25 protein-coding genes are annotated in these 25,800 nt (G+C 65.6%); 12 read left to right on the plus strand and 13 right to left on the minus strand.

What is annotated here, in order from left to right:
* Nucleotides 1-25 precede the first annotated feature (25 nt).
* From JEY66_RS38570 to JEY66_RS38585, 4 genes are all read right to left on the minus strand, one after another.
* Complete coding sequence (locus JEY66_RS38570) at nucleotides 26-832, minus strand: SDR family NAD(P)-dependent oxidoreductase (protein WP_018269644.1); 807 nt, start codon at nucleotides 830-832, stop codon at nucleotides 26-28.
* A 99-nt stretch (nucleotides 833-931) separates the two neighbouring features.
* Entirely contained in the window at nucleotides 932-1,345 is a 414-nt protein-coding gene (locus JEY66_RS38575; protein ID WP_018269643.1) for a DUF1850 domain-containing protein, read from the minus strand.
* On the minus strand, nucleotides 1,306-3,414 hold the full coding sequence (locus tag JEY66_RS38580) for a TRAP transporter permease (RefSeq protein ID WP_018269642.1): 2,109 nt from the start codon (nucleotides 3,412-3,414) through the stop codon (nucleotides 1,306-1,308). Before JEY66_RS38580 ends, JEY66_RS38575 begins: the two co-directional genes overlap by 40 nt.
* Before the next feature lie 176 nt (nucleotides 3,415-3,590).
* Nucleotides 3,591-4,538 (minus strand): TAXI family TRAP transporter solute-binding subunit, encoded by a 948-nt coding sequence (locus JEY66_RS38585; RefSeq protein WP_018269641.1) that lies wholly within the window; start codon nucleotides 4,536-4,538, stop codon nucleotides 3,591-3,593.
* A gap of 697 nt (nucleotides 4,539-5,235) precedes the next feature.
* Between JEY66_RS38585 and JEY66_RS38595 the strand changes: the two genes are divergently transcribed.
* On the plus strand, nucleotides 5,236-6,450 hold the full coding sequence (locus JEY66_RS38595; RefSeq protein WP_018269639.1) for an EAL domain-containing response regulator: 1,215 nt from the start codon (nucleotides 5,236-5,238) through the stop codon (nucleotides 6,448-6,450).
* A gap of 20 nt (nucleotides 6,451-6,470) precedes the next feature.
* On the opposite strand, the gene JEY66_RS38600 is transcribed toward JEY66_RS38595, so the two are convergent.
* The gene (locus JEY66_RS38600) at nucleotides 6,471-7,367 is read right to left on the minus strand and encodes an HpcH/HpaI aldolase/citrate lyase family protein (RefSeq protein WP_016845602.1); all 897 of its coding nucleotides are present in this window, start codon (nucleotides 7,365-7,367) and stop codon (nucleotides 6,471-6,473) included.
* Between the two features lie 7 nt (nucleotides 7,368-7,374).
* Nucleotides 7,375-7,854: a hypothetical protein gene (locus JEY66_RS38605; RefSeq protein ID WP_026192194.1), complete on the minus strand. Its 480-nt coding sequence runs from the start codon at nucleotides 7,852-7,854 to the stop codon at nucleotides 7,375-7,377.
* Between the two features lie 205 nt (nucleotides 7,855-8,059).
* Here JEY66_RS38605 and JEY66_RS38610 point away from each other — a divergent pair, with 205 nt between their 5' ends.
* Nucleotides 8,060-8,359 (plus strand): hypothetical protein, encoded by a 300-nt coding sequence (locus JEY66_RS38610; RefSeq protein ID WP_016845604.1) that lies wholly within the window; start codon nucleotides 8,060-8,062, stop codon nucleotides 8,357-8,359.
* 110 nt (nucleotides 8,360-8,469) lie between these two features.
* Here JEY66_RS38610 and JEY66_RS38615 read toward each other — a convergent pair whose 3' ends face one another.
* Nucleotides 8,470-9,666 carry a hypothetical protein gene (locus JEY66_RS38615; protein ID WP_016845605.1) on the minus strand — a complete coding sequence of 399 codons (1,197 nt, stop codon included), beginning with the start codon at nucleotides 9,664-9,666 and terminating at the stop codon, nucleotides 8,470-8,472.
* A gap of 75 nt (nucleotides 9,667-9,741) precedes the next feature.
* On the opposite strand from JEY66_RS38615, the gene JEY66_RS38620 reads away from it, so the two are divergent.
* A complete protein-coding gene (locus JEY66_RS38620) occupies nucleotides 9,742-10,020 on the plus strand; it encodes a hypothetical protein (protein WP_016845606.1) in 279 nt (92 codons plus the stop codon).
* An 11-nt stretch (nucleotides 10,021-10,031) separates the two neighbouring features.
* Here the strand turns inward: JEY66_RS38620 and JEY66_RS38625 are convergent, their stop codons facing one another.
* Nucleotides 10,032-10,661 (minus strand): NUDIX hydrolase, encoded by a 630-nt coding sequence (locus tag JEY66_RS38625; RefSeq protein WP_016845607.1) that lies wholly within the window; start codon nucleotides 10,659-10,661, stop codon nucleotides 10,032-10,034.
* A 92-nt stretch (nucleotides 10,662-10,753) separates the two neighbouring features.
* Between JEY66_RS38625 and JEY66_RS38630 the strand changes: the two genes are divergently transcribed.
* The 3 genes from JEY66_RS38630 (at nucleotide 10,754) to JEY66_RS38640 (ending at nucleotide 12,534) form a co-directional block, all read left to right on the plus strand.
* On the plus strand, nucleotides 10,754-11,179 hold the full coding sequence (locus tag JEY66_RS38630; protein WP_016845608.1) for a PaaI family thioesterase: 426 nt from the start codon (nucleotides 10,754-10,756) through the stop codon (nucleotides 11,177-11,179).
* 24 nt (nucleotides 11,180-11,203) lie between these two features.
* Nucleotides 11,204-12,214: an aldo/keto reductase gene (locus tag JEY66_RS38635; protein WP_018269637.1), complete on the plus strand. Its 1,011-nt coding sequence runs from the start codon at nucleotides 11,204-11,206 to the stop codon at nucleotides 12,212-12,214.
* Nucleotides 12,215-12,333: 119 nt separating this feature from the next.
* Nucleotides 12,334-12,534: a hypothetical protein gene (locus JEY66_RS38640; RefSeq protein ID WP_016845614.1), complete on the plus strand. Its 201-nt coding sequence runs from the start codon at nucleotides 12,334-12,336 to the stop codon at nucleotides 12,532-12,534.
* 100 nt (nucleotides 12,535-12,634) lie between these two features.
* Here JEY66_RS38640 and katG read toward each other — a convergent pair whose 3' ends face one another.
* Nucleotides 12,635-14,800 (minus strand): catalase/peroxidase HPI, encoded by a 2,166-nt coding sequence (gene katG / locus JEY66_RS38645; RefSeq protein ID WP_018269636.1) that lies wholly within the window; start codon nucleotides 14,798-14,800, stop codon nucleotides 12,635-12,637.
* A gap of 119 nt (nucleotides 14,801-14,919) precedes the next feature.
* Here katG and JEY66_RS38650 point away from each other — a divergent pair, with 119 nt between their 5' ends.
* On the plus strand, nucleotides 14,920-15,876 hold the full coding sequence (locus JEY66_RS38650) for a hydrogen peroxide-inducible genes activator (RefSeq protein WP_018269635.1): 957 nt from the start codon (nucleotides 14,920-14,922) through the stop codon (nucleotides 15,874-15,876).
* 164 nt (nucleotides 15,877-16,040) lie between these two features.
* Here the strand turns inward: JEY66_RS38650 and galU are convergent, their stop codons facing one another.
* Nucleotides 16,041-16,916, minus strand: coding sequence for a UTP--glucose-1-phosphate uridylyltransferase GalU (galU, locus tag JEY66_RS38655; RefSeq protein WP_016845617.1), 876 nt, complete (start codon nucleotides 16,914-16,916; stop codon nucleotides 16,041-16,043).
* Between the two features lie 223 nt (nucleotides 16,917-17,139).
* Here galU and JEY66_RS38660 point away from each other — a divergent pair, with 223 nt between their 5' ends.
* Both JEY66_RS38660 and JEY66_RS38665 read left to right on the plus strand, forming a co-directional pair.
* Nucleotides 17,140-18,519: a lytic murein transglycosylase gene (locus JEY66_RS38660; protein WP_018269634.1), complete on the plus strand. Its 1,380-nt coding sequence runs from the start codon at nucleotides 17,140-17,142 to the stop codon at nucleotides 18,517-18,519.
* A 339-nt stretch (nucleotides 18,520-18,858) separates the two neighbouring features.
* Complete coding sequence (locus JEY66_RS38665) at nucleotides 18,859-20,580, plus strand: SGNH/GDSL hydrolase family protein (RefSeq protein ID WP_026192191.1); 1,722 nt, start codon at nucleotides 18,859-18,861, stop codon at nucleotides 20,578-20,580.
* Between the two features lie 164 nt (nucleotides 20,581-20,744).
* Here the strand turns inward: JEY66_RS38665 and JEY66_RS38670 are convergent, their stop codons facing one another.
* Together JEY66_RS38670 and JEY66_RS38675 are read right to left on the minus strand one after the other, a co-directional pair.
* Nucleotides 20,745-21,134, minus strand: a complete 390-nt coding sequence (locus tag JEY66_RS38670) for a CsbD family protein (RefSeq protein ID WP_016845195.1) — start codon at nucleotides 21,132-21,134, stop codon at nucleotides 20,745-20,747.
* 59 nt (nucleotides 21,135-21,193) lie between these two features.
* Nucleotides 21,194-21,928 carry an SDR family NAD(P)-dependent oxidoreductase gene (locus tag JEY66_RS38675; RefSeq protein WP_026192190.1) on the minus strand — a complete coding sequence of 245 codons (735 nt, stop codon included), beginning with the start codon at nucleotides 21,926-21,928 and terminating at the stop codon, nucleotides 21,194-21,196.
* A 182-nt stretch (nucleotides 21,929-22,110) separates the two neighbouring features.
* Between JEY66_RS38675 and JEY66_RS38680 the strand changes: the two genes are divergently transcribed.
* Nucleotides 22,111-22,890 (plus strand): SDR family NAD(P)-dependent oxidoreductase, encoded by a 780-nt coding sequence (locus JEY66_RS38680; protein WP_016845197.1) that lies wholly within the window; start codon nucleotides 22,111-22,113, stop codon nucleotides 22,888-22,890.
* Between the two features lie 101 nt (nucleotides 22,891-22,991).
* Nucleotides 22,992-23,879, plus strand: coding sequence for a TauD/TfdA dioxygenase family protein (locus JEY66_RS38685; RefSeq protein WP_018269631.1), 888 nt, complete (start codon nucleotides 22,992-22,994; stop codon nucleotides 23,877-23,879).
* Nucleotides 23,880-24,044: 165 nt separating this feature from the next.
* On the opposite strand, the gene JEY66_RS38690 is transcribed toward JEY66_RS38685, so the two are convergent.
* Nucleotides 24,045-24,704 (minus strand): YqgE/AlgH family protein, encoded by a 660-nt coding sequence (locus tag JEY66_RS38690; RefSeq protein WP_016845199.1) that lies wholly within the window; start codon nucleotides 24,702-24,704, stop codon nucleotides 24,045-24,047.
* Nucleotides 24,705-24,840: 136 nt separating this feature from the next.
* Between JEY66_RS38690 and JEY66_RS38695 the strand changes: the two genes are divergently transcribed.
* The gene (locus tag JEY66_RS38695) at nucleotides 24,841-25,680 is read left to right on the plus strand and encodes a protein-disulfide reductase DsbD domain-containing protein (RefSeq protein ID WP_026192189.1); all 840 of its coding nucleotides are present in this window, start codon (nucleotides 24,841-24,843) and stop codon (nucleotides 25,678-25,680) included.
* The last annotated feature ends 120 nt before the right edge of the window (nucleotides 25,681-25,800 follow it).

The raw sequence follows: 25,800 nt of genomic DNA on the forward strand, positions 1-25,800 counted from the left end.
CCATCCGATCGCATCATGATCGCCTTCACGCCCCCGACTTGGAGGTGATGCCGCCGTCGACCACGAGCTCGATGCCGGTGACGTACTTCGATTCATCCGACGCCAGGAACAGCGCGGCATTGGCGACGTCCCAGGCGTCGCCCATATGCCCCATCGGCACCTGCGCGTCGCGCGCGCGCCACATCGCCTCGACATCGCCCTTGGCGTAGCTCTGCGCCAGCCCGGCCGAGTGCGCGACCATCGGCGTCTTCATCAGTCCGGGCAGGATCGCGTTGACGCGGACATGCTTCGAGGCGAACTCGACCGCGGTCGACCGTGTCATCTGGTTCATCGCGGCTTTGCTCGCGTTGTAGCTGACATAGGAAATGCCGACATGGCGGATCGAGGCGATCGAGGAGATGTTGATGATCGAGCCGCCGCCCTGCTTGATCATGACGGGAATGACGTGCTTCATCGACAGATAGGCGCTCTTGAGGTTGACCGCGAAGACGCGGTCCCATTCGGCTTCCCCTACTTCCACCACGCTGCCGACCTCGGCGATGCCGACATTGTTGTCGAGCACGTCGATGCGGCCATAGGCCTTCAGGCAGGCCGCGACCATCGCCTCGACCTCGCCGGCGCGCGAGACATCGGCGGTGAATGCGACCGCCTTGCCGCCCTCGCCGGTGATGATGCCGACGGTCTCCTCCGCCGCGGCGCCATTGCGATCGACGCAGAATACGCTGGCGCCCTCGCGCGCAAAGGTGACGGCGGTCGCCTTGCCATTGCCCCAGCCGGGCCCGATCGACCCCGCGCCGACCACCATCGCAACCTTGCCCTTGAGCCGATCCATCGGTCTTTCTCCCTTGTTGTTCTTGCTGCCGGACCGTAGCCCGGATGAGCGAAGCGATATCCGGGGCGCTACCCCCGCATATCGCTGCGCTCATGCGGGCTACGGATTTTTGCAAACACTCATCGTCGTGACATTAGCACCGATCGGATGGCCGAAAATCTCCGATAGCGTCTGGCAGCGTCCCTTCTGGCACAGGCGCCATTCACCCGCGGCGCCGGAATTGCCGAGCACGACCTCCGGCCGTGGCACCGGCGGGGGCGACCATTGAAACCAGCCATCGACAAGGCGCGCCGCCGGCGGCGGCTCCATGCCGGCGCCCGTGCCCTTGACGCGCGCCCGTTGCAGCGTGAGCCCGGCCGGCGTGACCAGCCAGTCCTCCTGCCAGGCGCTCTTCTCGATCGAATGCGTCCAGGCGAGCGTGAAGGCCGCGATCGACAGCACCTTCACGATACCCGCGGAAGCGAGGCAGAGGCTCAAGCCGCCGCCACCGCATTGCGCGGACGCTGCCGCCATTGCCACAGCACGACAGCAGCGGCGAGCGTGAAGCCCGCCGTATCCGAGAACGGGAAATCGCCGAGCAGGCAGAGCGCGGCGCCGAAGGCGACCAGGATCTCGATGAAGGTCAACCGCGTGAACAGGAAGCCGATCGCGACGATGCCGAACAATCCGATCGCCACCAGCGCCTTGAAGGCCGCCAGCGCCACCGCGCCGTAGAAGCCGAGCTGCGCCTGCATCGGATCCCCGGCCTGCAGCATCAGCGCCGGCGAATAGACGAAGATGAACGGAATGACGTAGCCGGCCAGCGCGATCCGCATCGCCTCCCAGCCGATCTTGTCCGGATTCTCCTTGGCGATCGGCGCCGCCGCCAGGGCGGCGAGCGCGACCGGCGGCGAGAGGTCGGCCATGATGCCGTAGTAGAACGCAAACATGTGGCTTGCGATCAGCGGCACGCCGAGCTTGGCGAGCGCCGGCGCGGCCAGCGCCGCGGTGATGATGTAGGTCGGGATCGTCGGGATGCCGGTGCCGAGCAGGATCGACAGCAGCATGGTCATGATCAGCGCCAGGAACAGGCTCTTGGCGCCGAGTCCGATGATCCAGCTGCCGAAGATGGTGCCGACGCCGGTCTGCGTCATCATGCCGATGATGGTGCCGACGATGGCGCAGGCCATGCCGACGGTCAGCGCCGACTTGGCGCTGTCGGCGAGCGAGTCGCGGCAGGCTTTCAGCGTGGCGCGGCCGCCGCGAGTGATCGCCGCGATCACGATCAGCCCGGCGACGACGCCGGCGACCGGAACGATCTCGATGCCGTGGCGCGAGACCGCGGCGACCACCAGCGCGAGGCCGATCCAGAAGATGTAGCGCAAGACGGTGTTGGAGAAGCCGAGCGTGATGCTGGCGCCGAGGATCAGCGCGACCGTGAGCGCAAGTCCCATGCTGCCGGCATAGAGCGGCGTGAAGCCCTCGAACAGCATGTAGACCAGCGCCGCGAGCGGCAGCACGAGATACCAGCGCGCCACCAGCGCCTTCCAGGCGCTCGGGATCTCCGCGCGCTTCATGCCGACGAGGCCATGCTTGCCGGCTTCCAGATGCACCATCCAGAACGCCGAGGCGAAGTAGAGGACCGCCGGGATCACCGCGGCCTTGACGATCTCCGAATAGGGCACGCCGAGCGTCTCGGCCATGATGAAGGCGACCGCGCCCATCACGGGCGGCATGATCTGGCCGCCCATCGAAGCGGTGGCCTCGACGCCCGCGGCGAAGGCGCGGCGATAGCCGAACTTGATCATCAGGGGGATCGTGAACTGGCCGACGGTAACGACGTTGGCGACGCCCGACCCCGAGATCGTGCCCATCATGCCCGAAGCGAACACCGCGACCTTGGCGGGCCCGCCGCGGGTGCGGCCGAACAGGCCGAGCGAGACGTCGGTGAACAGCTGGATCATGCCGGCGCGTTCCAGGAACGAGCCGAACAGGATGAACAGGAAGATGTAGGTCGCCGAGACGTAGATCGGCACGCCGTAGAAGCCTTCGGTGCCGAACGAGAGATGGGTGACGATCTGGTCGAAGTCATAGCCGCGGTGATTGAACGGCGACGGCAGATATTGGCCGAAGAACCAGTAGAGCAGACAGGCGCCGCACATCAGCGGCAGCGCCGCCCCCATCAGCCGCCGCGTGCCCTCGAAGATCAGGACCGCGAGCAGCGTGCCGACCGCGAGATCCATGTTGGTCGGATCGCCGTCGCGGGCGATCAGGTCGGCATAGAAGATCCACTGATAGAGCCCGCAGAGGAAGCCGGCGGCGCCGACGATCCAGCTCACCGCGCGGCCGAAATCGGTCTTGGCGGTGAAATTGCCGATCAGGCCGAAGGTCAGGAGGATCAGGAAGCCGACATGGACGCCGCGCACCACCTGGCTCGGCAGGTAGTTGAAGGCCGCGACATAGAGCTGGAACACCGCAAAGGCGAGACCGATGGCATAGGCCAGATACCCCCAAGCGCCCGGGCCGAAGCCTTCCGGAAAGCCATGCTCGAAATTGTCGAATTCAACCTTGATGGGCTGCTCGCCCTCAGCCTGCTGCTGCATCGAATTAAGTCCCCCGCCGTGCTTACGGCGCTTATAGCGCCCCATCGCACGTCATGCGCGGGCTCGACCCGCGCATCCATCGAAAAATCACCGTCTCTGGAAAGATGGATGGCCGGGTCATCCCCGATCAAGTCGGGGACGGGCGCCCGGCCACAACATCCTCGAAGCAACCGGCCCTACTTGATCAGGCCCTTCTCCTTGTAATAGCGGATCGCGCCGGGATGCAGCGGCACCGGGCTGCCGGTCGCGGCGGCCTCGAGCTTGATCTCCTTGCCCGCGGCGTGGGCGTTGGCGAGTTCCGGCAGCGATTCGTAGACCAGCTTGGTCATCTGATAGGCGAGATCGTCCGACACCGCGCTCGAGGTCACGAGGTAGTTCACGACCGCAGCGGTCGGCACGTCCTTGTCCTGGCCGGTGTAGGTGTTGGCCGGGATGATCACGGAGACGAAGGGCGGACCGATCTTGTCGACGGTCTCCTTCGGCACGGCGACCACGGTGATCTCGCTCGAGGTCGAGAGGTCCTTCAGCGAGGCGACGCCGAGGCCGGCGGACTGCAGCGTGGCGTTGAGCTGGCGGTTCTTCATCAGATCCACCGATTCGGCGAACGGCAGGTACTCGACCTTGCCGAGATCCTTGTAGCTCATGCCGGCGGCCGCGAGGATTGCGCGCGAGTTGAGCTCGGTGCCGGATTTCGGCGCGCCGACCGACAGGCTCTTGCCCTTGAGATCGGCCAGCGTCTTGATGCCGCTCTCGGCGGTCGCGACGATCTGGATGTAGTTCGGATAGATCGCGCCGATGGTGCGCAGCTTGTCGAGCTTGTTCTTGAAGCCGGCCTCGGCGTCGCCTTCCCAGGCCGCCTTCAGCGAATCGCCGAGCGTGAAGGCGATCTCGCCGCGGCCCTGCTGCAGCAGCACCAGGTTCTCGACCGAGGCCTTGGTCGCCTGCACCTGGGTTTTCACGCCGGGGATCTTGTCGCCGTAGATCTTCCCCATCGCGACGCCGAGCGGATAGTAGACGCCGGAGGTGCCGCCGGTGAGCACGTTAATGAACTGCTCGGCCTGTGCGACAGGCGCGGACAAAACGCTGGCTGCCACGATCGCAGCAGCCATCAACTTGGAATTCATGAGTATTATTCTCCCCTTAAGCCGGCCGGAAATTGGCCGGACACCCCCGCCGGGTCAACCCATCCAAATGACGCATGCGCGGCGGAAATCCCTGATAGCAACACCACTTTACCTGCGCGGGAACCTGCGCGGGCGGGTTGAGATGCGCAACGAACCCGCGAAGATCGGCTTGCAGCCCCAGATGGCGGCCTGAGCACGGCCGTCGCCGGATTCATTGTCGTCAACGCCGGTTACAACGCCGCATTTCTGTTCCTTGCAGCCGTCGCTTGCGCCGGCCTGATCGGCTACTGCGCGCTGATGCCGGAGACGTTGCGAGCGGCAACGCAAGACGGGTGATCTGATTCGCCATCGGCGCTCTTGGGAGCACGCTGCATGATGCGATCCGATGTCCGACAATGACGCAGTTCCGCGTCTGCGTCGACGCGACAACACAGTCATTAACGCCGTCTCTCGATGACACACGCGCACAGTGCTTCTGCCGATGTGCAAAGTCGGACGCGATCGCGCTTATGAATGTCAGATGACGCATTTGTTGCACGTGTAACAGCGGTGAGACGTCGCGATTCCAGCGTCATTTGAATCGAATTGAATCCTTTAAGGTTAGCGGGGCAATCAATGTATGAACCAGAAATTTCCATGATTGCCGCCGCTCTAGGATGTACGAGTCAAGCCGGGGTAACTACGGACAAGGCGGGGCATGAATCACATCAGTCACATCGAACGCACGCGAGCCGGCTGGTTCGGACATCGCAAGCTGACCCCACGCGCATGCATTGCGGACAGCAAAAAACACCTTCGGACCTTCCTCGCCGAGGCGCTGGAAGACCTCGGCTTCATCACCAGTGAATGCAGCCAGGCTTTGGAGCTCGACACCGTTCTGGACGCGGAACGGCCCGATCTTTTGGTGCTCGGCGTGTCCGTGGACGGCATCGAAGTCAGTAAAATTCTCGAGACTTTGGTGAGAAAGGACTATGGCGGCAAGGTCCTCGTCATCGGGCAGCCGGACTCGATCATCGTCAAGGCGGTCCGGCAAATCGGCGATGAGTACGGCATCGCCATGCTGCCGGCGCTGTCGACGCCGTTCAGCGCCGGAACCCTTCGCGACAGTCTTGCGTCATTGATGCCGCTTGAACCCGCGCCGAGCCCGGCGGTGGACGTGCCCGAAGCGCTGAAGGCCGGCTGGCTCGAGCTGTGGTATCAGCAGAAAATTCATCTCCGGACGCTGGTGCCGAGCGGCGCCGAGGCGCTGATCCGGATGCGCCATCCGGCCTGGGGCGTCGTGCCGCCGGCCTACTTCATCCCGGACGAGAGCGATCCGCATTTTCATGCGCTGTCCGAGTTCGTGATCGAGCGTGCAATCGACGACTGGCGCTATCTCGTCGAGCAGATCGGGCCGGTCAATCTCTCGATCAACCTGCCGATCTCCTTCCTCGCCGACGATCGTGCCGTACGCGAGCTCTGTTACCGGATGCCGGATCATGCGGCCTTCGCGGGCCTCTTGATCGAGATCGACAGCACCGAGGTGGTCGATAATCTGGATCTGGCGATCGATGTCGCCCGCCGCGTTCGGCTGCACAATATCGGCATCTCGATCGACAATGTCGGCGCGAACTGGCCGTCTTTGCTGGGACTGCCGAACTTTCCGTTCGTCCAGCTCAAGGTCGACCATCAATTCGTCACCGGCTGCGCGGATCAGCGCCTGAAGCAGACGGTATGCCGGCGTGTCGTGGAGCTGGCCCACGATAATAGCGCGCAGGTCGTGGCCCAGGGGGTCGAGACGCGCGCGGACTTTCTCGCCGCGCACGAAATGGATTTCGATCAGGTCCAGGGCTACCTGTTCGGCAAGCCGATGGGCGTCAAGAAGTTCGCCCGCTCACGCATGCACTTCTCGGAGAAAGAGCCGGCCTCCTGAGGCATGGCCTCTGGTCAGGCTCATGCGTCACGATCGATCGCGCGCAGCGCTTCGCCGCGCGCGATCAGGCGTTTCGCATTGGAATAGGTCGGGACCTCCAGCAACGAGCCGTCAAGTTCGACGCGCCCAAAGCCCTGCGTCCGCGCCGCTTCGAACGCCGCGACGATCCTGCGCGCCTGGCGCAACTGCTCCTCGCCCGGCGTCAGGACGCCGTTGACGATCGGGGCATGCGCGGGATCGACCAGGCTCTTTGCGGTGTAACCCAGTCGTCGCGCCCAGATCGTGTCGCGTTCGACGCCTTCGGCGTCGCTCCAGGTGTAGGGACAATCGACTGCGACGACGCCGGCGGCGCGACATTCGACGATGAAGCGCTGCCGCGCGTAAGCCAGCTCCAGGCCATCGCTGCCGCGCTCGGCACCAAGATCGGCGGCGAGGTCTTCGGAGGCCATCAGGCAACCGATGATGCGCCGGCTCGCCATGGCGATCGCACCGGTCTGCACCAGACCGCGCGCGAACTCGATATTCGGCAGCAGCGACGTCGATCCCTCGGCGATACCGTAGTCGCGCTCGAACCGCGTCACCGCCTCGTCAAGCCTGACGACATGGTGCGGCTCGGCGACCTTCGGCAGCGCGACGATATCCGGACGTCCGCGCATCACGGCGGCGAGATCGTCCATGCCGTCCTGGTCGAGCGGATTGACGCGGACCGCGACCACCACGCCCCGGCCGCGCCAGGCCGCGTAGAGCTCGGCGGCCAGGGCCCGCGCCTTCGGGCGCAGCGGCGGCGGGGTAAAATCCTCGAGCTCGTGGATCAGCACGTCGGCGCCGCTGGCGGCCGCCTGCTGCAGCACGTCCTCGTTGGCGCCTTCGAGAAACAGCCAGGAGCGGCACAGCGCGGCCGGACGCAGCTTGCGCATCACGCCGTCACTGGAACGTCATGTCGAGGCATTTCGAGATGTCGGAGCCGAGGCCGGACGAGATGGTGATGCAGCCGCGGATCTTCTGGGTGTTGACGTCGCTCGCCCAGATCGCATAGCCGCCCGGACCGAAGAACGAGTTGGTGTTCGGCGGCTCGGTCTCGGTGGCGTCGAACGTGTAGTTGCCGTCGGTCTCGAAGATGCGCGGCTTCTTGGTGCAGCCGCCGTCGGCCTGCACGTTGATGACCTCCTTGTTGTCCCGCGTCAGCGCCAGCGAGACCTGGCAGCGGAAGTATTCCGAGGTCTTGGCGTTGAACAGATAGGCGTAGGACTTGCAGGTCGCGGTGTTGAGCTTGCCGGCGGACAGGCCGCGGCTGCAGGCGATCCGCTGGTTGTTGGAGAGCTTGAACTCGTCCGCCTGCGCAACTGACGCCAGCGTCATGAACGACAGAGCGACACCGATTCCGATCTTCATGACGTGGTTCATCCCGATCATCCCCAGGTAGTGTTTCCGGCAATCAAAGCGTTTGTAAACGGTAACGCGAAAATAGTCGCCAAGCTTGATGCGGGAAATCACAAAGTCGCCGGTCCGCGCGAGCGGTCGCGCCGATTGTCGTATTGACGCGCGAACATCGTTCGTGATTTGTTCAAGAACGTGGGGACGACGCCGTTTTCTCGGCCGGAGGTGGATCATGACGCATTTTCTGACCAAGACTTTTATTGCGACTGCGGCGTTTGCCGCGCTGACGACCTGCGCATTCGCACAGGAGGCTGCGCCCTGGGAGCTGAAGCCGGACATGGGCTACGCCTATGACAAGGACGGCAAGACCTGGTCCTACAAGATGGGCACCAACAACGCCGGCACGCTGCTGAAGGGCGCCAAGAAGGTGCCGAAGGGGACGCTGTTCTTCATCGGCCAGAACGGCCAGCTCTACATGCGCTCCGGGCCCTATCTCGAGGGCGACGGCAAGTTCAAGTTCGGCTCGAATTAGAGCGTTTTCGAGCGAAGTGGACGCCGGTTCGCGTGAAGAAAACGCGTGGAAGGTCTGGAGCTTCGGTTCTGATTCGATCAGAACCGGAGCTCTAGCGGTTTTCGGCAGCATCAGAACGCCGCGGCCAATTCCTTCGCGCCCGGCTTGTTGCTGTTGAAGTCCATCCGCTCATTGGTGACGGCAAGCAGCCTGGCCACCGTGTTGTGGCGGATGGCGACCGGATTGCGCTCGTAGCCGGAGCGCTGGAAGAAATTCGAGGTCGGCACCTGCTCGCGCATCGCCTGCGGCATGGTCACCATGTCGAGCCCGGTGCCGTCGCCGGTCAGGTTCATCATCTCGAGCTCGGCCGCGGTCAGCGGCCGGCTGTAGCCCTTGTTGCGGGCGAAGATCACCGAGGTCAGCAGCTTGTGGGTCTGCAGCATCGGGCCGACATCGATGTCGAGCACCATGGCATGACACGCCCAGCCCTGCGGCGTATCGGCGAGGCGTTGATGCGCCGACCAGTCGTCGGGCACGGTGCGCGTGAACGCGACCATCTTCTTCAGCACCGCGAGCTTGTGCTCCATCGCCTTGCGCGCGGGCCCCTGCGTTCTCGCAACCCGCTCGGTCAGATCCCGCACGAATTCATGGCCCTGCTCGGCCAATAGCTCGACGGTGTTGGTGGTGAGCAGCTGGTTGTAGCCCATCGCGGTGGAGATGGCGCGCTTGCCGCCGTGCTCGATGCCCGCCTGCACGTCGTAAGTGCCGGTGCCACCGGTCTCGAATGAATAGACCCGCACCGCCTGCTCCGGCGTCAGCCCCGCGGCGCGCGCGTAGCGGGCATAGGCGCGCTTGAACTCGACCTCGCTGGCCGGCCGCTGCGGCGTGAACTGGAATTGCTCGGCCGCTGCCCTGACCAGGTCCGAGGCCACCGGAAGCGTCTTGGGCGGACGCGGCGGCTTGCCTTCCTCCTCTTCCGGAGCCGGATTGACCGGCCGCTTCGGACCCTCATAGACCGGCGGCTGCTGCAGCACGTAATCGTCCAGCGAGGTCTGCACGCGGTCGCGCCGCTTGGCGTTGCGGCCGCGCCTCTTCTCGGCGATCGCGTTCCAGTAGGCGCTCGCGTCCTGCTCGAAGGCGGCGCGCGCCTCCTGATACTCCTGCAGCTTGCGGCGATACTCCATGATCGCCTGCGGCGATGCCTGCGCCATCGCATTGGCGACGGAAGGCGGCAACGCGCCGGCCTCGCCGGCAAGGACGGACGGCGCGCTGGCGGCGAGCGCGAGCGCGACAAATCCAGGGCACAGGCGAATCAATTGCGGGCGCATGGCCTCGTTGTAGCAAGCACGGCTGCGAAGTCAGCCCGGAATTGTCCGGATCGCAGCGGCCGGATGCCGCGATCAATGCAGAATATTCGCCACAATGCGGTGTTTTCCGAACGCAGCAGTGGAGAGACTGCCATGAGGATGACCGTCTGGCTGGTTGCCGCCTGCGCATTGACGCTCGCCGCACCGGCGCGCGCCGAGCGTCCGGATTGCGGATCGTTTCCGGATACGCGTTCACGCTTCACCTGTTACGAGAATGTGTCGCGGGCGCCTCCGGAACCAGAGGCCGCGGCGCATTCGCCTGGTGCGCAGGGGAAATCAATGAAGATGAACGCCCGCAAGCGGCGTCACAAATAGCGTCATCGTCGCTACTTCCATGCGAATACCGGCTGCTCCAGTTCGGCGACGCGGGTGCTGCGACCGGCCAGTACCTCGCGGAATTGATAGATCAGCGCAGCAGTCGGCGCATGGATCTGCTGGCCACCGAGGCGGAAGCGGATCACGCGGCGCGAGCTTTCCGGAATCGTGGCGAAGCTGAACGCGTCCTCCAGCTCGATCGCATCGAGGCCGATGCGGTGGACGGAGGCGACCTCGTCGGGGTTCGGCGTGATCGCCGCATGCGCGCCGGCCCAGACCACGACCGGCGTGATCAGATAGCCGGACCGCGTCGGATAATCGTCGAGCATCCCGAGCACGTCGCGCTCCGACAGTGCGAGCCCGAGCTCCTCATGCAATTCGCGCAGCGCGGCCTCGGCCTGCGTCTCGCCGGCATCGCAGCGCCCGCCCGGCAGCGCCCATTGCGCGCTGTGGGCACGCAGGCGCGCGCTGCGGCGGGTCAGCAGGAAGGCCGTGCCGCTGCCATCGTCGCCTTCGGTCAGCGCGATCGCGACCGCCGCGCGCTTCAGCGTCGGCGCGGCATCCGCCGGCGCCAAGCGCGCGAATGCGGCACAGAGCTCTGCGATATTCCGCCGGGTGGCATCGTCAAATGTGCGGGCCATCGACCTTGACTACAACACAACAGCGTTTGATGAAATGACTGCTACCACATGCCTCCTGCGATCAATCATCAGCAAGCAACGGACCCCACCTCATGACGGCCAAGGCCGCGGACAAACTCAAATCCGACGGCTGGAAGATCGCCGAAACCACGGGATTCCTGACGCTGATCGGCCCGCTGTGGGAACGGTTGAAGGACGGCGCGCTTGAACTCGCGCTGATCACCGAGGACAAGCACCACAATCGCCGCGGCCTCGTGCAGGGCGGTGTGATCATGACCTTCGCCGATCGCGCCTGCGGCATGGCCGCACGCTTCGTCTCGGGCAAGCCGACGCTTGCGACGGTGCAGCTCGACACCCATTTCGTCGAGGCCGGCAAGATCGGCGAGATCCTGACGACGCGGCCGCGCGTGGTACGCTCGACCCGCAGCCTGATCTTCATCACGGCCGAGGTGACCGTCGACAAGCGCTGTATCGCGATGGCCAACGGCGTGTTCAAAATCCTGAAGAACGAGAGCTGACGCGTCATTCCGGAGGAACGATCGATGCAATATCGCCAGCTTGGCCGCAGCGGCCTGAAGGTTTCGCCGATCTGCCTCGGCACCATGATGTTCGGCGGACCGACCGACGAGGCGACCTCGGCGCGGATCGTGGCGAAGGCGCGCGAGGCCGGCATCAACTTCATCGACAGCGCGGATGCCTATAATGGCGGCAAGTCCGAGGAGGTCGTCGGACGCGCGATCTCGAACAGAAGGTCGAACTGGGTGCTCGCGACCAAGCTCGCCAACCCGATCGGCGACGACCCCAATCATGGCGGACTGTCGCGTCGCTGGGTGTTCCAGGCCGCCGACGAGAGCCTGAAGCGGCTCGGCACCGACTACATCGACGTCTACTATCTGCACAAGGAAGATCGCACGACGCCGCTCGACGAGACGGTGCGCGCGATGGGCGACCTGATCCGCGCCGGCAAGGTGCGCTATTTCGGCGTCTCCAACTACCGTGCCTGGCGGGTCGCCGAGATCTGCAACATCTGCGACCGGCTCGGCATCGACCGTCCGGTCGCGAGCCAGCCCTACTACAATGCGATGAACCGGATGCCCGAAGTCGAGCATTTCCCGGCCTGCGCCTATTACGGGCTCGGCATCGTGCCCTATAGTCCGCTGGCGCGCGGCGTCTTGACCGGCAAATACGCGCCCGATGCGGCGCCGCCCGCGGACACGCGTGCGGGGCGCAACGACAAGCGCATGATGCAGACCGAGTGGCGGCCGGAATCGCTGCAGCTCGCGCAGGAGATCAAGCGCCACGCCGAGAGCCGCGGCATCACCGCCGGGCAGTTCGCGGTGTCCTGGGTGCTGAACTCGTCGTTCGTCAGCGCGGTCATCGCGGGCCCGCGCACCGAAGCGCAATGGGACGACTACATCCGCGCGCTCGACTACCGCTTCACCGCCGAGGACGAAGCCCTGATCGACCGCCTCGTCGTCACCGGCCATCCCTCGACGCCGGGCTTCAACGACCCCGCCTATCCGATCGAGGGGCGCCGGGCGCGGAGCGAATAGCGCCCAGGCTTCGGCGCTCGTCTCGGCAGCGCCGAAGTTACGTTTCGTAGCTTCCGAATTGCGCGGAGCCCGACTCGGCTGCAGCATCAGGACATGGAAATGCTGATGCTGGTGCTGCAATGACGGCAGCCAATGTACTGGACTGGATCGTGGCCCTCCTCGTCTGCTGGGCGAGCCTGACCGCAATCTTCGAACCTCGGCGCGGTGCCTCGCAGTGCGACGTGTCCACCGCAACAAGCAGCGCGCCGCAAGTCTCACTGGCGACCCTGACGCAAGCGGAGATTGAGGAGATGATCCGCGACATGAAGCTGCATGATTGAACGGGATCGGCAAACCGCGAAAATCCTTCCTCGTCGTCCCCCAAATGAAACAGGGCGGCGCCGAAGCGCCGCCCTGCCCTGATTGCCGTTTGCTCGCCGCTTACTTCGCGAGGTCGAAGCGGTCGGCGTTCATCACTTTGGCCCAGGCCGCGACGAAGTCGTTCACGAACTGCTCCTTGGCATCGGACGAGCCGTAGACCTCGGCGAACGCGCGCAGCTGCGAGTGCGAGCCGAAGATCAGGTCGACGCGGGTGCCGGTCCACTTCACCGCCTTGGTCTTGCGGTCGCGGCCCTCATAGACGCCCTGACCGGCATCGCTCCACACCGTGCCCATGTCGAGCAGGTTGAGGAAGAAGTCGTTGGTGAGCGTCCCCGGCTTGCTGGTGAACACGCCGTGCTTCGACTTCTTGGCATTGGCGCCGAGCACGCGCAGGCCGCCGACGAGGACCGTCAATTCCGGCCCGGTCAGCCGCAGGAGCTGTGCACGGTCGACCAACGCTTCCTCGGGCTGCAGGAACTGATGCTTGCCGCCGATATAGTTGCGGAAGCCGTCAGCCCGCGGCTCGAGCGGAGCGAACGATTCGACGTCGGTCTGGTCCTGCGTCGCATCCGTGCGGCCCGGCGTGAAGGGGACCTTCACATTGGTGCCGCCGTCCTTGGCTGCCTTCTCGATCGCAGCCGCGCCGCCGAGCACGATCAGATCGGCCAGCGAGACCTTCTTGCCGAACTCCTTCTGGATGGCTTCGAGCTTGCTCAGCACAGTCTTGAGCTGCGCCGGCTCGTTGACATCCCAGTCCTTCTGCGGCGCAAGGCGGATGCGTGCACCATTGGCACCGCCGCGCTTGTCGGAGCCGCGGAACGTGGAGGCCGAGGCCCAGGCGGTCGACACCAGTTCGGACACCGACAGACCCGAGGCGAGGATCTTCGCCTTGAGCGCCTCGATATCCTTGTCGTCGATCACGGCGTGATCGAGCGCCGGAACCGGATCCTGCCAGATCAGCGTCTCCTTCGGCACCAGCGGGCCGAGGTAGCGCTGGATCGGACCCATGTCGCGATGCGTGAGCTTGAACCAGGCGCGGGCGAAGGCGTCCGCGAACTGATCCGGATGCTCGTAGAACCGGCGCGAGATCTTCTCATAGGCCGGGTCGTAGCGCAGCGACAGGTCGGTGGTCAGCATCGTCGGGACATGCTTCTTCGACGGATCGAACGCGTCCGGAATGACGGCGTCCGCGCCCTTTGCCTTCCACTGCTTCGCACCCGCCGGGCTCTTCGTCAGCTCCCATTCGTACTTGAACAGGTTCTCGAAGAAGTGGTTGCTCCACTTGGTCGGGGTCTGGGTCCAGGTGACCTCGGGACCGCCGGTGATCGCGTCAGCGCCGACGCCGGTGCCGAACTTGCTCTTCCAGCCGAGACCCTGTTCCTCGATCGCGCCACCTTCCGGCTCCGGCCCGATCAGCGACGGATCGCCGGCACCGTGGGTCTTGCCGAAGGTGTGGCCACCGGCGATCAGCGCAACCGTCTCCTCGTCGTTCATCGCCATGCGGAAGAACGTCTCGCGGATGTCCTTCGCGGCGGCGACCGGGTCCGGATTGCCGTTCGGGCCTTCCGGGTTGACGTAGATCAGGCCCATCTGCACCGCGCCGAGCGGCTCGGAGAGCTGGCGCTCGCCGCTGTAGCGCTCGTCACCGAGCCAGGTGCCTTCCGGACCCCAGTACAGCTCTTCCGGCTCCCACACGTCGGCGCGGCCGCCCGCAAAACCGAACGTCTTGAAGCCCATCGATTCCAGCGCGACGTTGCCGGCGAGGATCATCAGGTCGGCCCACGAGATCTTGCGGCCGTACTTCTGCTTGATCGGCCACAGCAGCCGGCGCGCCTTGTCGAGGTTGGCGTTGTCCGGCCAGCTGTTGAGCGGGGCGAAACGCTGCTGACCGGCACCGGCGCCGCCGCGGCCGTCGGTGATGCGATAGGTGCCCGCCGAGTGCCAGGCCATGCGGATCATCAGGCCGCCGTAATGGCCGAAGTCGGCCGGCCACCACTCCTGCGACGTCGTCATCAGGGCCGTGAGGTCCTTGATCACGGCGTTGAGATCGAGGCTCTTGAATTCCTTGGCGTAGTCGAAGCCCTTGCCCATCGGGTCGGACAGGCTGGAGTTCTGATGCAGCACCTGAACGTCGAGCGTCTCCGGCCACCAGTCACGATTCGAGTGCCCGCGAGGCCCGCCTGTGAATGGGCATTTGCCCGCGCCTTCGTCGGTTTTTGCGTCCATGTTTCTTCTCCGAGGTGATGGATTCTGGAATGCGCTGGGAGCTCTTCCAAGAACGATTCTACGCAACCCAATCCATCAGAGGAAATTGACTTTAGTGATCGCGTCGATAAGATTATCTGATGATAAATGTCACACTCCGGCAACTCAGGTATTTTGATGCTCTGGCCCACCACCGCCATTTCGGGCGCGCCGCGGATGCCTGCGCGGTGTCGCAGCCGGCGCTGTCGATGCAGATCCGCGAAATGGAACAGGCGGTCGGCGGCGTGCTGATCGAACGCAATGCGCGGCAGGTGACGCTGACGACCTTCGGCGAGGACCTGCTGCGCCGCGTGCGCGACATCCTGCGCTCGGTCGACGAGCTCGGCGACTTCGCGCGCGCCTCGCGCGACAAGCTTGCCGGGCGGCTGCGGGTCGGCATGATCCCGACGATTGCGCCATATCTGCTGCCGAAGGTGATCGAGAACCTGGCGCGGCTGCATCCCGAGCTCGACATCCATGTCCGCGAGACGCTGACGCCGAAGCTGATCAAGGAGGTCGCCGAGGGCCGGCTCGACACCGCGATCGTGGCGCTGCCGGTATCGGAACCGTCGCTGACCGAGGTCGCGCTGTTTTCGGAAAACTTCCTGCTGGTGCGGCCGGGCGAGGATGCCAAGACGCCGGTGCCGAGCGCCGAGATGCTGCGCGAGATGCGGCTCTTGCTGCTCGAGGAGGGCCACTGCTTCCGCGACCAGGCGCTGTCGTTCTGCAACATGCAGTCCTCGCCGCCGCGCGAGGTGCTGGACGCGAGCTCGCTGTCGACGCTGGTGCAGATGGTCGGCGCCGGCATCGGCGTCACCCTGATCCCCGAGATGGCGGTGACGGTGGAGACGCGCTCGGCGCCGGTCACGGTCTCGCGCTTCAAGCACCCGCAGCCGTCGCGTACCATCGGCATGGTCTGGCGCAAGACCTCTCCGCTCGCCGCGCAGCTCCAGCAGATCTCCGAAGTCGTCAGCCTCGCCGCCCGCGCCCTGCGCGCGCCGAAGCAGGACGGCGCCAAGGAGCCGGCGAAGCGTACGGGGCGAAGGAAGGTGGCGTGATTGCCGAGACGCTGCGGCGAAGATGTAGTTCTCGTTTGACGCACACGTCTCGCCATCCCACAACCGTCGTCCTGGCGAAAGCCAGGACGACATCGAATATGTTGCGCGGTCTGTGAATCATACGCCCGCATTCTCGCGGCGAATGACGAGATGAGGCGGCGCCCCTATTTCTCCAGATACTTCTTCATCTCGGCGATCAGGCCGTCGCGCAGTTCGGGGCGTTTGAGGCCGAAGGCGATGTTGGCGCGGAGGAAGCCGGGCTTCGAGCCGCAATCGTGACGCTCGCCCTCGAACTCCACGCCGTAGAACTTCTGCGTCTTGGCAAGACCGATCATCGCATCGGTGAGCTGAATCTCGCCGCCGGCGCCGCGCTCCTGCGTGGCCAGGATGTTGAAGATCTCCGGCTGCAGGATGTAACGGCCGGTGATCGACAGGTTGGACGGCGCGGTGCCCTGCGGCGGCTTCTCGACCATGCGGTCGACCTCGAAGATGTTGCCGGTGCGTTTGCCGACGCTGCAGATGCCGTATTGATGGGTGAGCTCGTCGGGCACCGCCTCGACTGCGATCAGGTTCGACTTGTCACCAAGCCTGCTCGCGGCGTCGATCATCTGCTTGAGGCAGCCCGGCGTGTTCAGCACCAATTCGTCCGGCAGCACCACCGCGAACGGCTCGTTGCCGACGATATCGCGCGCGCACCACACCGCGTGGCCGAGCCCGAGCGGCGCCTGCTGCCGGGTGAAGCTCATCGCGCCGGCCTCAGGCTGGTTCTGCGCCAGGATATCCTGCTCGGTCTTCTTGCCGCGTTGCGCCAGCGTGGTGTCGAGCTCGAACATGCGGTCGAAGTGATCCTCGATGACACCCTTGTTGCGGCCGGTGACGAACACGAAATGCTCGATGCCGGCTTCCCGGGCCTCGTCGACCACGTACTGGATCAGGGGCTTGTCGACGATCGTCAGCATCTCCTTCGGCATCGCCTTGGTGGCGGGCAGCACGCGGGTACCGAGACCGGCGACGGGGAATACGGCTTTGCGGATCTTCATGGGATTATCGGAAGCCTTGAAATGGGTGGGACGGCGGCACGAAATGAATCATGCCTTTGGTACCCCGTTTTGCAGCCGTCAACAAAGGCGGATGTGTGGTGCGGCTTAATTCCGCCGTTCCCGTCAGCCAATGCGGGCCGCAACAAAATCTCGCCCTTGTTAAGTTATTGGAAACCGTGCCGGGGCCTTCTGGAACAGCACGATTTTGACAGGCACACGACAAATGCGCGCGATGGGAACATCAAGGATCAAGCTTTTCAGCGCGAGCCTGATCGCGCTGGGCCTGCTGCTGCCCGGCAGCACGCAAGCCCAGTCGGCGGGCAACGGCCTGACCAACCTGATCGACAGCATCTTTTCCGGACCAAATGCGACGCCGCCGCAGGCCGCAACCGGACAGGATGGCGCAGCGCCGCCGTGGAGCGGTGAAGACGGCGCCTCCGGCCATCCGCTGATGACGGCTGCGGCGATCCGCCAGGCCGCGTCGGACTTCCCGAACTGCGTCGCCGCGATGTGGCCAGATGCCGCACGGCGCAACATCAGCCAAGAGAATTTCGAGCGCTTCACCGCCGGCCTCACGCCCGATCTGCGCATCATGGACCTGATGGATTCGCAGCCGGAGTTCACCAAGGCGATCTGGGATTATCTCGACATCCTCGTCAGCGACACCAGGCTCGCCAAGGGCCGCGAGATCCTTGCGAAATACAAGCCGCAGTTCGATGCCACCGAGAAGGCCTATGGCGTCGACCGCTACATCATCGCGGCGATCTGGGGCATCGAGTCGAACTACTCGACCCAGATGGGCGATCGCAACGTGGTGCAGTCGACCGCGACGCTCGCCTGCATCGGCCGCCGTCAGGCCTATTTCAAGGACGAGTTCCTGTCGGCGCTGGAAATCCTCAACCGCGGCGACCTCAGGCCCGAGCAGATGCGCGGCTCCTGGGCCGGCGCGTTCGGCCCGACCCAGTTCATGCCGACCGCGTTCAAGCGCTATGCGGTCGACGGCGATGGCGACGGCCGCCGCGACGTCGTCGACAATCCGAGCGACCTGATCGCCTCGACCGCCAACAATCTCAAGAAGGACGGCTGGCAGACCGGCGCGAGCTGGGGCTACGAGGTCGTGCTGCCGCAAGGCCTCAATTACATGCTGGCCGATCGCGCCAAAGCGATGCCGCTGTCGCAATGGGAGCATCTCGGCCTCAAGCGGCCGAACGGCCAGCCGTTCCCGCGACCGTCCGACAAGGCCTATCTGCTGGCGCCGGCCGGTGCCGAGGGGCCGGGCTTCCTGATGCTGCAGAACTTCCGGGTGATCATGAAGTACAACCCGGCGGAAGCCTATGCGCTCGCCATCGGCCATTTCGCCGACCGCCTCCGCGGCGGCCAGCCCTTCGCGCAGCCCTGGCCGCGCCAGGAACGGGTGCTGTCGCGCGCCGAACGGCTGGAACTGCAGCAGCTGCTCGCCCAGCGCGGCTTCTACAAGGGTACGCCCGACGGCCAGTTCGGCGGCCAGACCCGCGAGGCGCTGCGCGGCTTCCAGGTGTCGATCGGGGCGCCGGCCGACGGCTTTGCCACCGCCGAGGTGCTGGAGCGGCTGCGGGCGCGGTAGGGCTCGGTGGGCCTCGCTTCACCTCTCCCGCTTGCGGGGGAGGTCGGATTGCATCGGAGATGCAATCCGGGTGGGGGCTCTGTCCACTTGAAGACCCTCTCGACATTCGACTTGCGGAAACACCCCCACCCCAGCCCTCCCCCGCAAGCGGGAGAGGGGGCACGGTTCCGTCGGGGGCGACATCCGCCGCTCCCCCCGAAAGTAACCGTGAAATCCGATAGTTGCCGGCTGCCTTGACGGCAGCCGAAGGCACCCGATTTATGGTGGAAAAGCTGCCCGCTTGCGGCCCGATTCCGCTAGTATGCTCACGTACTTCCAGATCATTTGCGACCGAACGCGATGCGAGAGCCAAAGTCCTTTTTGCGCATATTCACCGAAGCCGGCCCGCTGGTCGCGCTGACGGTGGCGCTTGCGCTGTTGATCGGCATCGCCCAGCCCGCCTCGGCGCAGTTCTTCGGCTTCCCCGGCTTCGGCGGCGGACCGCCGCAACCGCAGCGCCGCGCTCCGCCGCAGCATGGCGGTGGCGGCTGGTTCGGCGGCGATTTCTTCGCGCCGTTCCAGCAGCAGCAGCCGCAATCATCGCAGCCGCAGCGGCCACGCGAGGATTTCTCGCGCGCGCCGGCACCGGCCAAGCGCGAGGCCGCCGCCGAGCGCAACGTGCTGGTCATCGGCGACGCCATGGCCGACTGGCTCGGCTACGGCCTGGAAGATGCCTATTCCGACCAGCCCGACATGGGTGTGATCCGCAAGCACAAGACGGTCTCCGGCCTGATCCGCTATCAGCCCAAGGGCGATCCGGCGGATTGGGCTGCGGCCGCGAAGGGCATTCTCGCCACCGAGAACCCCGACGCCATCGTTGTGATGCTCGGCCTCAACGATCGCACCGCGATCCGCGAATCTGTCGTGGAGAAGAGGGTCGACAAGAAGGACGAGAAAAAGGACGCGCGCGGCAAGCCGGAGGCCAAGCCCGGCGACAAGCCCGATGCCGCCGCCAAGAATGACGGCAAGGCTGACGCCAAGCCCGCCGATCCCGAGCCGCCGGCCGACGACGCCGACAACGATCAGCAGGCCGCGCCGGAAAAGACCGCGCGCTCGCCCAACGGCCTCTATGAATTCCGCGACGACCGCTGGGTCGAGCTCTACGGCAAGAAGATCGAAGAGCTGATCAACGTGCTGAAGAGCAAGGGCGTGCCGGTGCTGTGGGTCGGCCTGCCCGCGATCCGCGGCCAGAAGGGCACGTCGGACATGCTGTTCCTCGACGCGCTCTATCGCGACGGCGCCGGCAAGGCCGGCATCACCTATGTCGACGTCTGGGACGGCTTTGTCGACGAGGCCGGCCGCTTCATGCAGAAGGGCCCGGACTTCGAAGGCCAGCCCCGCAAGCTGCGTACCGATGACGGCGTGTTCTTCACCAAGGCCGGCGCGCGCAAGCTCGCGCATTATGTCGAGCGCGAGGTGACGCGCCTGCTCGCGGTGCGCTCCGGGCCGATCGCGCTGCCGAGCGAACCGGCGACACCGGATACCAGCGCCGAGCCCGGCAAGCCCGCGCCGCGGCCGCTGGCCGGCCCGGTGCTGCCGCTGGTCGCCTCCACGGTCGGCACCGATCAATTGCTCGGCGGACCGGGCTCGCGGCCCGCCGCCGTCGATGCGCTTGCCGCGCGCACGCTGGTGAAGGGCGAGGCGCTGGCACCGCCCGCCGGCCGCGCCGATGATTTCGTCTGGCCACGCCGCGAGATCGGCCGCGAGCAAGCCAAGGGCGATGTGCCGGTTGCGGCGGCGACGCCAGCCGCGCCGGCGGGCGGACCGGCCAATCCGCCGCCCTCGACCACGGCGATCGCGCCCGACGGCTCGATCATCACCACGCCGAAGCCGCCAAGGCGCGTGTTCCGTCCGGCCCAGACGCAGCAGGCCCAGCCGCAACAGCAGCCGCAGACACAGCCCTGGCTGCGCGATCTGTTCGGGTTCGGCGCGCCGCAGCAGCGCCCGCTGGTCGCTCCGCCGCCACGCCCGCCGCGCGGTGTCGGACAGCGGGCCGCAGTGCCGGGGAGTCCGTGGCAGTAGGCCGCGCACACGCGCGACTAGCTAGCTGATGGCTGGAAATTTGCAGGAACCTTGCACGGCGGGTCAGGCGAAGCCGTAACCCGCCGATGTCTTGCGCGGCGTCTTGCACGGCGAGATGGCGGGTTACGCCGTCGCCAGCCCGCCCCGTGATTTCATCGTATGGCTCAACCGTAATAGCGCCAGCGCGACGGCGGCGGGCGGCGCGGCTGGCGCGTCATCAGGAGCGCCAGCGCAAAGCCGATGCCGCCGGCGATCAGCAGCGATCCCAGCGGGTTCTCCTGCACCGCATGCGCCATTGCCTTTTGCCCGCTGCGAACCGTCTCGCCGCGATGCTCATAGGCGTCCTTGAGGGTATCCTTGGCGTAGTTCACCGCGGTGTCGGCGGCGTCGCGCGCGGCGTCCTTGGCCTGGCCGTAGAGATCCTGCACCGAGCCTGCGGCTTCGCGCGCACGGCCCGAGGCCTGGGTCTGCGCATCGCCCGTCGCATCGCCGACTGCGCCTTCGGCCTTGCCCGCGAACTCTTTCGCCGTTCCGAAAATCCGATCCTTGTCCATCGTCACGCTCCCTGATCTGTCCGGGAGCTAACCGGGAAACGGCGCGCAGGTTCCTGTGGTTACAGGATCAGCCCGCCGTCGACGACGATGGTCTGGCCGACGATGTAGGAGGCGAGCGGCGAGGCCAGGAACAGCGCGGCGCCAGCCATGTCGGCGGGCGTGCCGAGACGCTTCAGCGGAATGCGCTCGAGCGCGCCTTCGAGACGTTTCGGATTTGCCGTCGTCGCCTTGGTCATCTTGGTGTCGACGAGGCCGGGCGCGATGCCGTTGACGCGGATGCCGTTCTCCGCCCAGGCCTCGCCGAGCGTGCGCGTCAGCCCGACGGCGCCGGTCTTCGAGGCGTTGTAGGCCGGATTGCCCATGGTGGAATGATAGGCCGCGGTCGAGCTCACGATGATCAGCGAGCCCTTAGCTGCGCTCAGCATCGCCTGGAATTTGGTCGCGCAGGCCATCAGGCTCATCAGGTTGACCTCGAGCACCTTGCGAAAACCCTCCATCTCGAATTCCCCGCGGCGGTAAATCACCGCGCCCTGCGCCAGCACCAGCACGTCGAGCCGGTCGAACGACGGGCGGAAGGCCTCGATCGCCTGCGGGTTGCTGACATCGAGCTGCGCGTAGGCGAGGCCCTCGAGATGCGAGCCTTCCTCGGTGGAATAGTCGCTCGCCTGCGCGCGGGTGCCGCAGATCGCGACGCGCGCGCCCTTGGCGCGGAACGCCTGCGCGATGCCGTTGCCGATGCCGCTGGAGCCTCCGACCACCAATATTTGCTTGCCGCCGAAATCGAGCTCGTTCATCGCGCGTTCCTCTCTCGTGCTGTTGTCTTGATTGAGCATGATCCTTTTCGGAAAGCCAACCGGGAAACTTGCGTTAACGCGCTGCGCGCATGCCCGATATCGGGTCGGTGGTTTGACGTATCTTGCGATCGGTGCCAGCGTTGCCGTCTCTCACAACGCAGAAAATCAACGGGGGGTCCGTGATGTCCGAATACAAGCAGCTCAGCCGTTCGGTGAAGGGCCTCACCGTTCTCGTCACCGGCGCCGCCAGCGGCATGGGCCGCGCCACCGCGCGGGTGTTTGCCGATGAAGGCGCCAATGTCGCGGTCACCGACCTGACCGAAGAAGGCACGCAGGCGGTGGCGAAGGAGATTTCGGCGAGCGGCGGCTCGGCGAAGGCCTGGACGCTCGACGTCAGCGATCGCGACGCCATCACCAAAGTCGTCAACGACGTCGCCGCGCATTTCGGCGGGCTCGACATCATCGTCAACAATGCCGGCATCTCGGTGCGGGTGCCGATCGACGATCCCGGTTACGAGGACGCCTGGGCCAGGGGCATCGCGGTGATGCTGACGGCGCATCCGCGCATCATCCGCGCGGCACTGCCATACCTGCGCAAGTCGCGCTCGCCGCGCATCGTCAACATCGCCTCAACCGAGGCGCTCGGCGCGACCGCGCTGCACAGTCCCTACTCCGCGGCGAAAGGCGGCGTCACCAGCCTGACGCGCTCGCTCGCGGTGGAACTGGGACGCGAAGGCATCACCGTGAACTGCATCTGCCCGGGTCCGATCCGCACCGCGATCACCGACCGCATCTCCGAGGAGCACAAGACGCTCTACGCCAAGCGCCGCACCGCGCTCGCCCGTTACGGCGATCCGGAAGAGGTCGCGCACATGACGCTGAGCCTGTGTCTGCCCGCCGCGTCGTTCCTGACCGGCGCCGTGATTCCGGTCGACGGCGGGTTGATGGCGCGGAATGCCTGACCCGCGCGCCGCTGCGAAGCGTTGACAGCGCTCGCGCGGTGAGTAGCCTTCCCGTCAAACGAAGCGGGAAAACCGCCCGCGACAGACGGGGAGACACGCCAATGACGGTCCTGATCCGGCAGCTTCACAAACACTTCGTCGGCGAGGTCTCCGGCGTCGATCTGCGCAAGCCGCTGACGAAGCAGGAAGCCATCGACATCGAGGCCGGCATGGACAAATACGCCGTGCTCGTGTTCCACGGCCAGGACATCTCCGACGAACAGCAAATGGCATTCGCGCTGAATTTCGGCGAGCGCGAAGATGCGCGCGGCGGCACCGTGACGAAGAAGGAGGACTACCGCCTCGCCTCCGGGCTGAACGACGTCAGCAATCTCGGCAAGGACGGCAAGCCGCTGCCGAAGGAGCACCGCACCCACCTGTTCAACCTTGGCAACTGCCTGTGGCACTCCGACAGCTCGTTCCGGCCGATCCCGGCGAAATTCTCGCTGCTGTCGGCGCGCGTGGTCAACCCGAAGGGCGGCAACACCGAATTCGCCGACATGCGCGCCGCCTATGACGCGCTCGACGACGAGACCAAGGCCGAGATCGAGGACATGATCTGCGAGCACTCGCTGATGTATTCGCGCGGCTCGCTCGGCTTCCTCGACTACACCGATGAAGAGAAGCAGATGTTCAGGCCGGTGCTGCAGCGCCTGGTGCGGACGCATCCGGTGCACGGCCGCAAGTCGCTGTATCTGTCGTCGCACGCCGGCGCCATCAGGGGCATAAGCATGCCGGAGGCGCGGCTGCTGCTGCGCGACCTCACCGAGCACGCGACGCAGCCCGAGTTCGTCTATGTGCACAAATGGACGGTGCATGACCTCGTGATGTGGGACAACCGCCAGACCGTGCACCGCGTCCGCCGCTACGACCAGTCGCAGCCCCGCGACATGCGCCGCGCCACGGTCGCGGGCACCCAGCCGACGGTCGCGCAGGAAGCGGCGGAGTAAGCAGAACTACTACTGGTGTCGTCCCGGGCAAGCGCCAGCGCGACCCGGGACCCATAACCGCAGGGCGCTGTTATTGCACGACGCTGTGGCCCCAGCACGGCGGCGCAACTGCATGCGGTGGTTATGGGTCCCGGCTTTCGCCGGGACGACACTGTGGGTGTGGCGCTACGCGTGGCCCGCGTCGTTCGACAGCATGCCGGCCTCGATGCCGATCTTGCGCAAGGCGCGCGCGTATTTCTCATCGACGTCGGTCCCGAAGATCAATTCCGGATCGGCGTCGCAATGCAGCCAGCCATTGTGCTGGATCTCGTTCTCGAGCTGGCCCGGCGCCCAGCCGGCATAGCCGAGCGCGAGGATCGCGTGCTTGGGCCCGGCGCCCTTGGCGATCGCCTTGAGAATATCGACGGTCGCGGTGAGCGAGATGCCGTCGTCGATGTTCAGTGTCGCATCCTGAATGTAGAAGTCGCTGGAATGCAGCACGAAGCCGCGGCCGGTGTCGACCGGCCCGCCCTTCATCACCTTCATCATCTCGGCATTCTCGGGCAGCTGGATCTGGTCCGACTTCTCGATGATGTCGAGCTGCACCAGCAGCCCCGGGAAATCGATGCTGCCGGCGGGACGGTTGACGATGATGCCCATCGCGCCCTCGGAGGAATGCGCGCACATGTAGATCACGGAGCGTTCGAAGCGCGGGTCGTCCATGACAGGCATCGCGATCAGCATCTGGCCGTCGAGATAGCCGCCTTCGGCGGCATGGGCACCGACGGCCGGCCTTCTGCCGGCGGCGGTCTTGCGAGTCTTGCCTGGTTTGCCTTCAGGGCGCATCCGCAAAGGCCTTTCCTGCTGATTTGGCATCCTGATATCGGGTGGCGGTTCTGTCAATCAACCATCGACCGCCGTGCGGCGATGCATCACAAGCAATTCAATGGTTTGCACCGAAAGTTGCGGGTAAAGACGTCTCATGATCGTCATAGTTCCCTTGCGGGCCGCATTTGGCGTTGCCGCCCTGTTTTCCGTCGCATGTATGGCAACGGAGGTGCGCGCCGACGACGCCTCGCCGTGGCAACAGGACACGCATTCGGCGGTGCGGCTGCTCGCCGGATCGCGCAGCGGCGCGGTGCTGCTCGGCGGCATTGCGTTCCAGTTGCAGGACGGCTGGAAGACCTATTGGCGGACGCCTGGCGATTCCGGCGTGCCGCCCCGGTTCGATTTCTCCAGGTCGGATAACGTCGAGGCGGTTACCGTGATGTGGCCGGCGCCGCGGCAATTCGACGACGGCGCCGGCGGCACCTCGCTCGGCTACAAGCACCAGGTGGTGCTGCCGCTGCGCATCGTGGCGAAGAATCCCGACAAGCCGCTGGTGCTGCGCGCCGACATCAACTACGCGGTGTGCGAGAAGCTGTGCGTCCCGGTGGAGGCGAAGGCCGAGCTGGCATTCGCGAGCGTCGCATCGACCGAGGACACCGCGCTGTCGGAAGCGCTCAATGCGGTGCCGAAGCCCGCCAATATCGGCGACCCCATCCCGTTTTCGATCCGCGACGTCAAGCGCGACGGCAAGAACAACGTGCTGGTCGATGTCAGCGCGCCCGAGAGCCGCGACCTCAGCCTGTTCGTCGAGGGGCCGACGCCCGACTGGGCGCTGCCGGTGCCCAAGCTCGTCGAACACGCGCCGCCGGGCGTGAAGCGCTTCTCTTTCGAGCTCGACGGCCTGCCGCCCGGCGCCAAGGCCGACGGCGCCGCGCTGAAGCTGACGCTGGTCGGCGGCGACAAAAGCTACGAATTCAATATCAATTTGAACTAGCTGTCGGTCGGCGCTTCAGCGTATCCCGTCGTCGTCCCGGCCGAGTGCGCCATTGCGCACGGGGGCCGGGACCCACACTCTCCGCGGCGGCAGTTTGAGGCGCGCTGGGTATCAGGCTGT

Origin of the sequence: Bradyrhizobium elkanii USDA 76 (assembly GCF_023278185.1) — a bacterium.
GTDB classification, from domain to species: domain Bacteria; phylum Pseudomonadota; class Alphaproteobacteria; order Rhizobiales; family Xanthobacteraceae; genus Bradyrhizobium; species Bradyrhizobium elkanii.

Bases quoted from the DNA above. Each gene is read 5' to 3' on its own strand.
- katG (WP_018269636.1), bottom strand. From the start codon at position 14,800: ATGGACGCAAAAACCGACGAAGGCGCGGGCAAATGCCCATTCACAGGC.
- JEY66_RS38625 (WP_016845607.1), bottom strand. From the start codon at position 10,661: ATGGCCCGCACATTTGACGATGCCACCCGGCGGAATATCGCAGAGCTC.
- JEY66_RS38585 (WP_018269641.1), bottom strand. From the start codon at position 4,538: ATGAATTCCAAGTTGATGGCTGCTGCGATCGTGGCAGCCAGCGTTTTG.
- JEY66_RS38650 (WP_018269635.1), top strand. From the start codon at position 14,920: ATGATAAATGTCACACTCCGGCAACTCAGGTATTTTGATGCTCTGGCC.
- JEY66_RS38690 (WP_016845199.1), bottom strand. From the start codon at position 24,704: ATGCGCCCTGAAGGCAAACCAGGCAAGACTCGCAAGACCGCCGCCGGC.
- JEY66_RS38685 (WP_018269631.1), top strand. From the start codon at position 22,992: ATGACGGTCCTGATCCGGCAGCTTCACAAACACTTCGTCGGCGAGGTC.
- JEY66_RS38595 (WP_018269639.1), top strand. From the start codon at position 5,236: ATGAATCACATCAGTCACATCGAACGCACGCGAGCCGGCTGGTTCGGA.
- JEY66_RS38615 (WP_016845605.1), bottom strand. From the start codon at position 9,666: ATGCGCCCGCAATTGATTCGCCTGTGCCCTGGATTTGTCGCGCTCGCG.
- JEY66_RS38635 (WP_018269637.1), top strand. From the start codon at position 11,204: ATGCAATATCGCCAGCTTGGCCGCAGCGGCCTGAAGGTTTCGCCGATC.
- JEY66_RS38680 (WP_016845197.1), top strand. From the start codon at position 22,111: ATGTCCGAATACAAGCAGCTCAGCCGTTCGGTGAAGGGCCTCACCGTT.
- JEY66_RS38580 (WP_018269642.1), bottom strand. From the start codon at position 3,414: ATGCAGCAGCAGGCTGAGGGCGAGCAGCCCATCAAGGTTGAATTCGAC.
- JEY66_RS38670 (WP_016845195.1), bottom strand. From the start codon at position 21,134: ATGGACAAGGATCGGATTTTCGGAACGGCGAAAGAGTTCGCGGGCAAG.
- JEY66_RS38575 (WP_018269643.1), bottom strand. From the start codon at position 1,345: ATGGCGGCAGCGTCCGCGCAATGCGGTGGCGGCGGCTTGAGCCTCTGC.
- JEY66_RS38675 (WP_026192190.1), bottom strand. From the start codon at position 21,928: ATGAACGAGCTCGATTTCGGCGGCAAGCAAATATTGGTGGTCGGAGGC.
- JEY66_RS38695 (WP_026192189.1), top strand. From the start codon at position 24,841: ATGATCGTCATAGTTCCCTTGCGGGCCGCATTTGGCGTTGCCGCCCTG.
- JEY66_RS38665 (WP_026192191.1), top strand. From the start codon at position 18,859: ATGCGAGAGCCAAAGTCCTTTTTGCGCATATTCACCGAAGCCGGCCCG.
- JEY66_RS38630 (WP_016845608.1), top strand. From the start codon at position 10,754: ATGACGGCCAAGGCCGCGGACAAACTCAAATCCGACGGCTGGAAGATC.
- JEY66_RS38620 (WP_016845606.1), top strand. From the start codon at position 9,742: ATGCAGAATATTCGCCACAATGCGGTGTTTTCCGAACGCAGCAGTGGA.
- galU (WP_016845617.1), bottom strand. From the start codon at position 16,916: ATGAAGATCCGCAAAGCCGTATTCCCCGTCGCCGGTCTCGGTACCCGC.
- JEY66_RS38610 (WP_016845604.1), top strand. From the start codon at position 8,060: ATGACGCATTTTCTGACCAAGACTTTTATTGCGACTGCGGCGTTTGCC.
- JEY66_RS38660 (WP_018269634.1), top strand. From the start codon at position 17,140: ATGCGCGCGATGGGAACATCAAGGATCAAGCTTTTCAGCGCGAGCCTG.
- JEY66_RS38570 (WP_018269644.1), bottom strand. From the start codon at position 832: ATGGATCGGCTCAAGGGCAAGGTTGCGATGGTGGTCGGCGCGGGGTCG.
- JEY66_RS38605 (WP_026192194.1), bottom strand. From the start codon at position 7,854: ATGAACCACGTCATGAAGATCGGAATCGGTGTCGCTCTGTCGTTCATG.
- JEY66_RS38640 (WP_016845614.1), top strand. From the start codon at position 12,334: ATGACGGCAGCCAATGTACTGGACTGGATCGTGGCCCTCCTCGTCTGC.
- JEY66_RS38600 (WP_016845602.1), bottom strand. From the start codon at position 7,367: ATGCGCAAGCTGCGTCCGGCCGCGCTGTGCCGCTCCTGGCTGTTTCTC.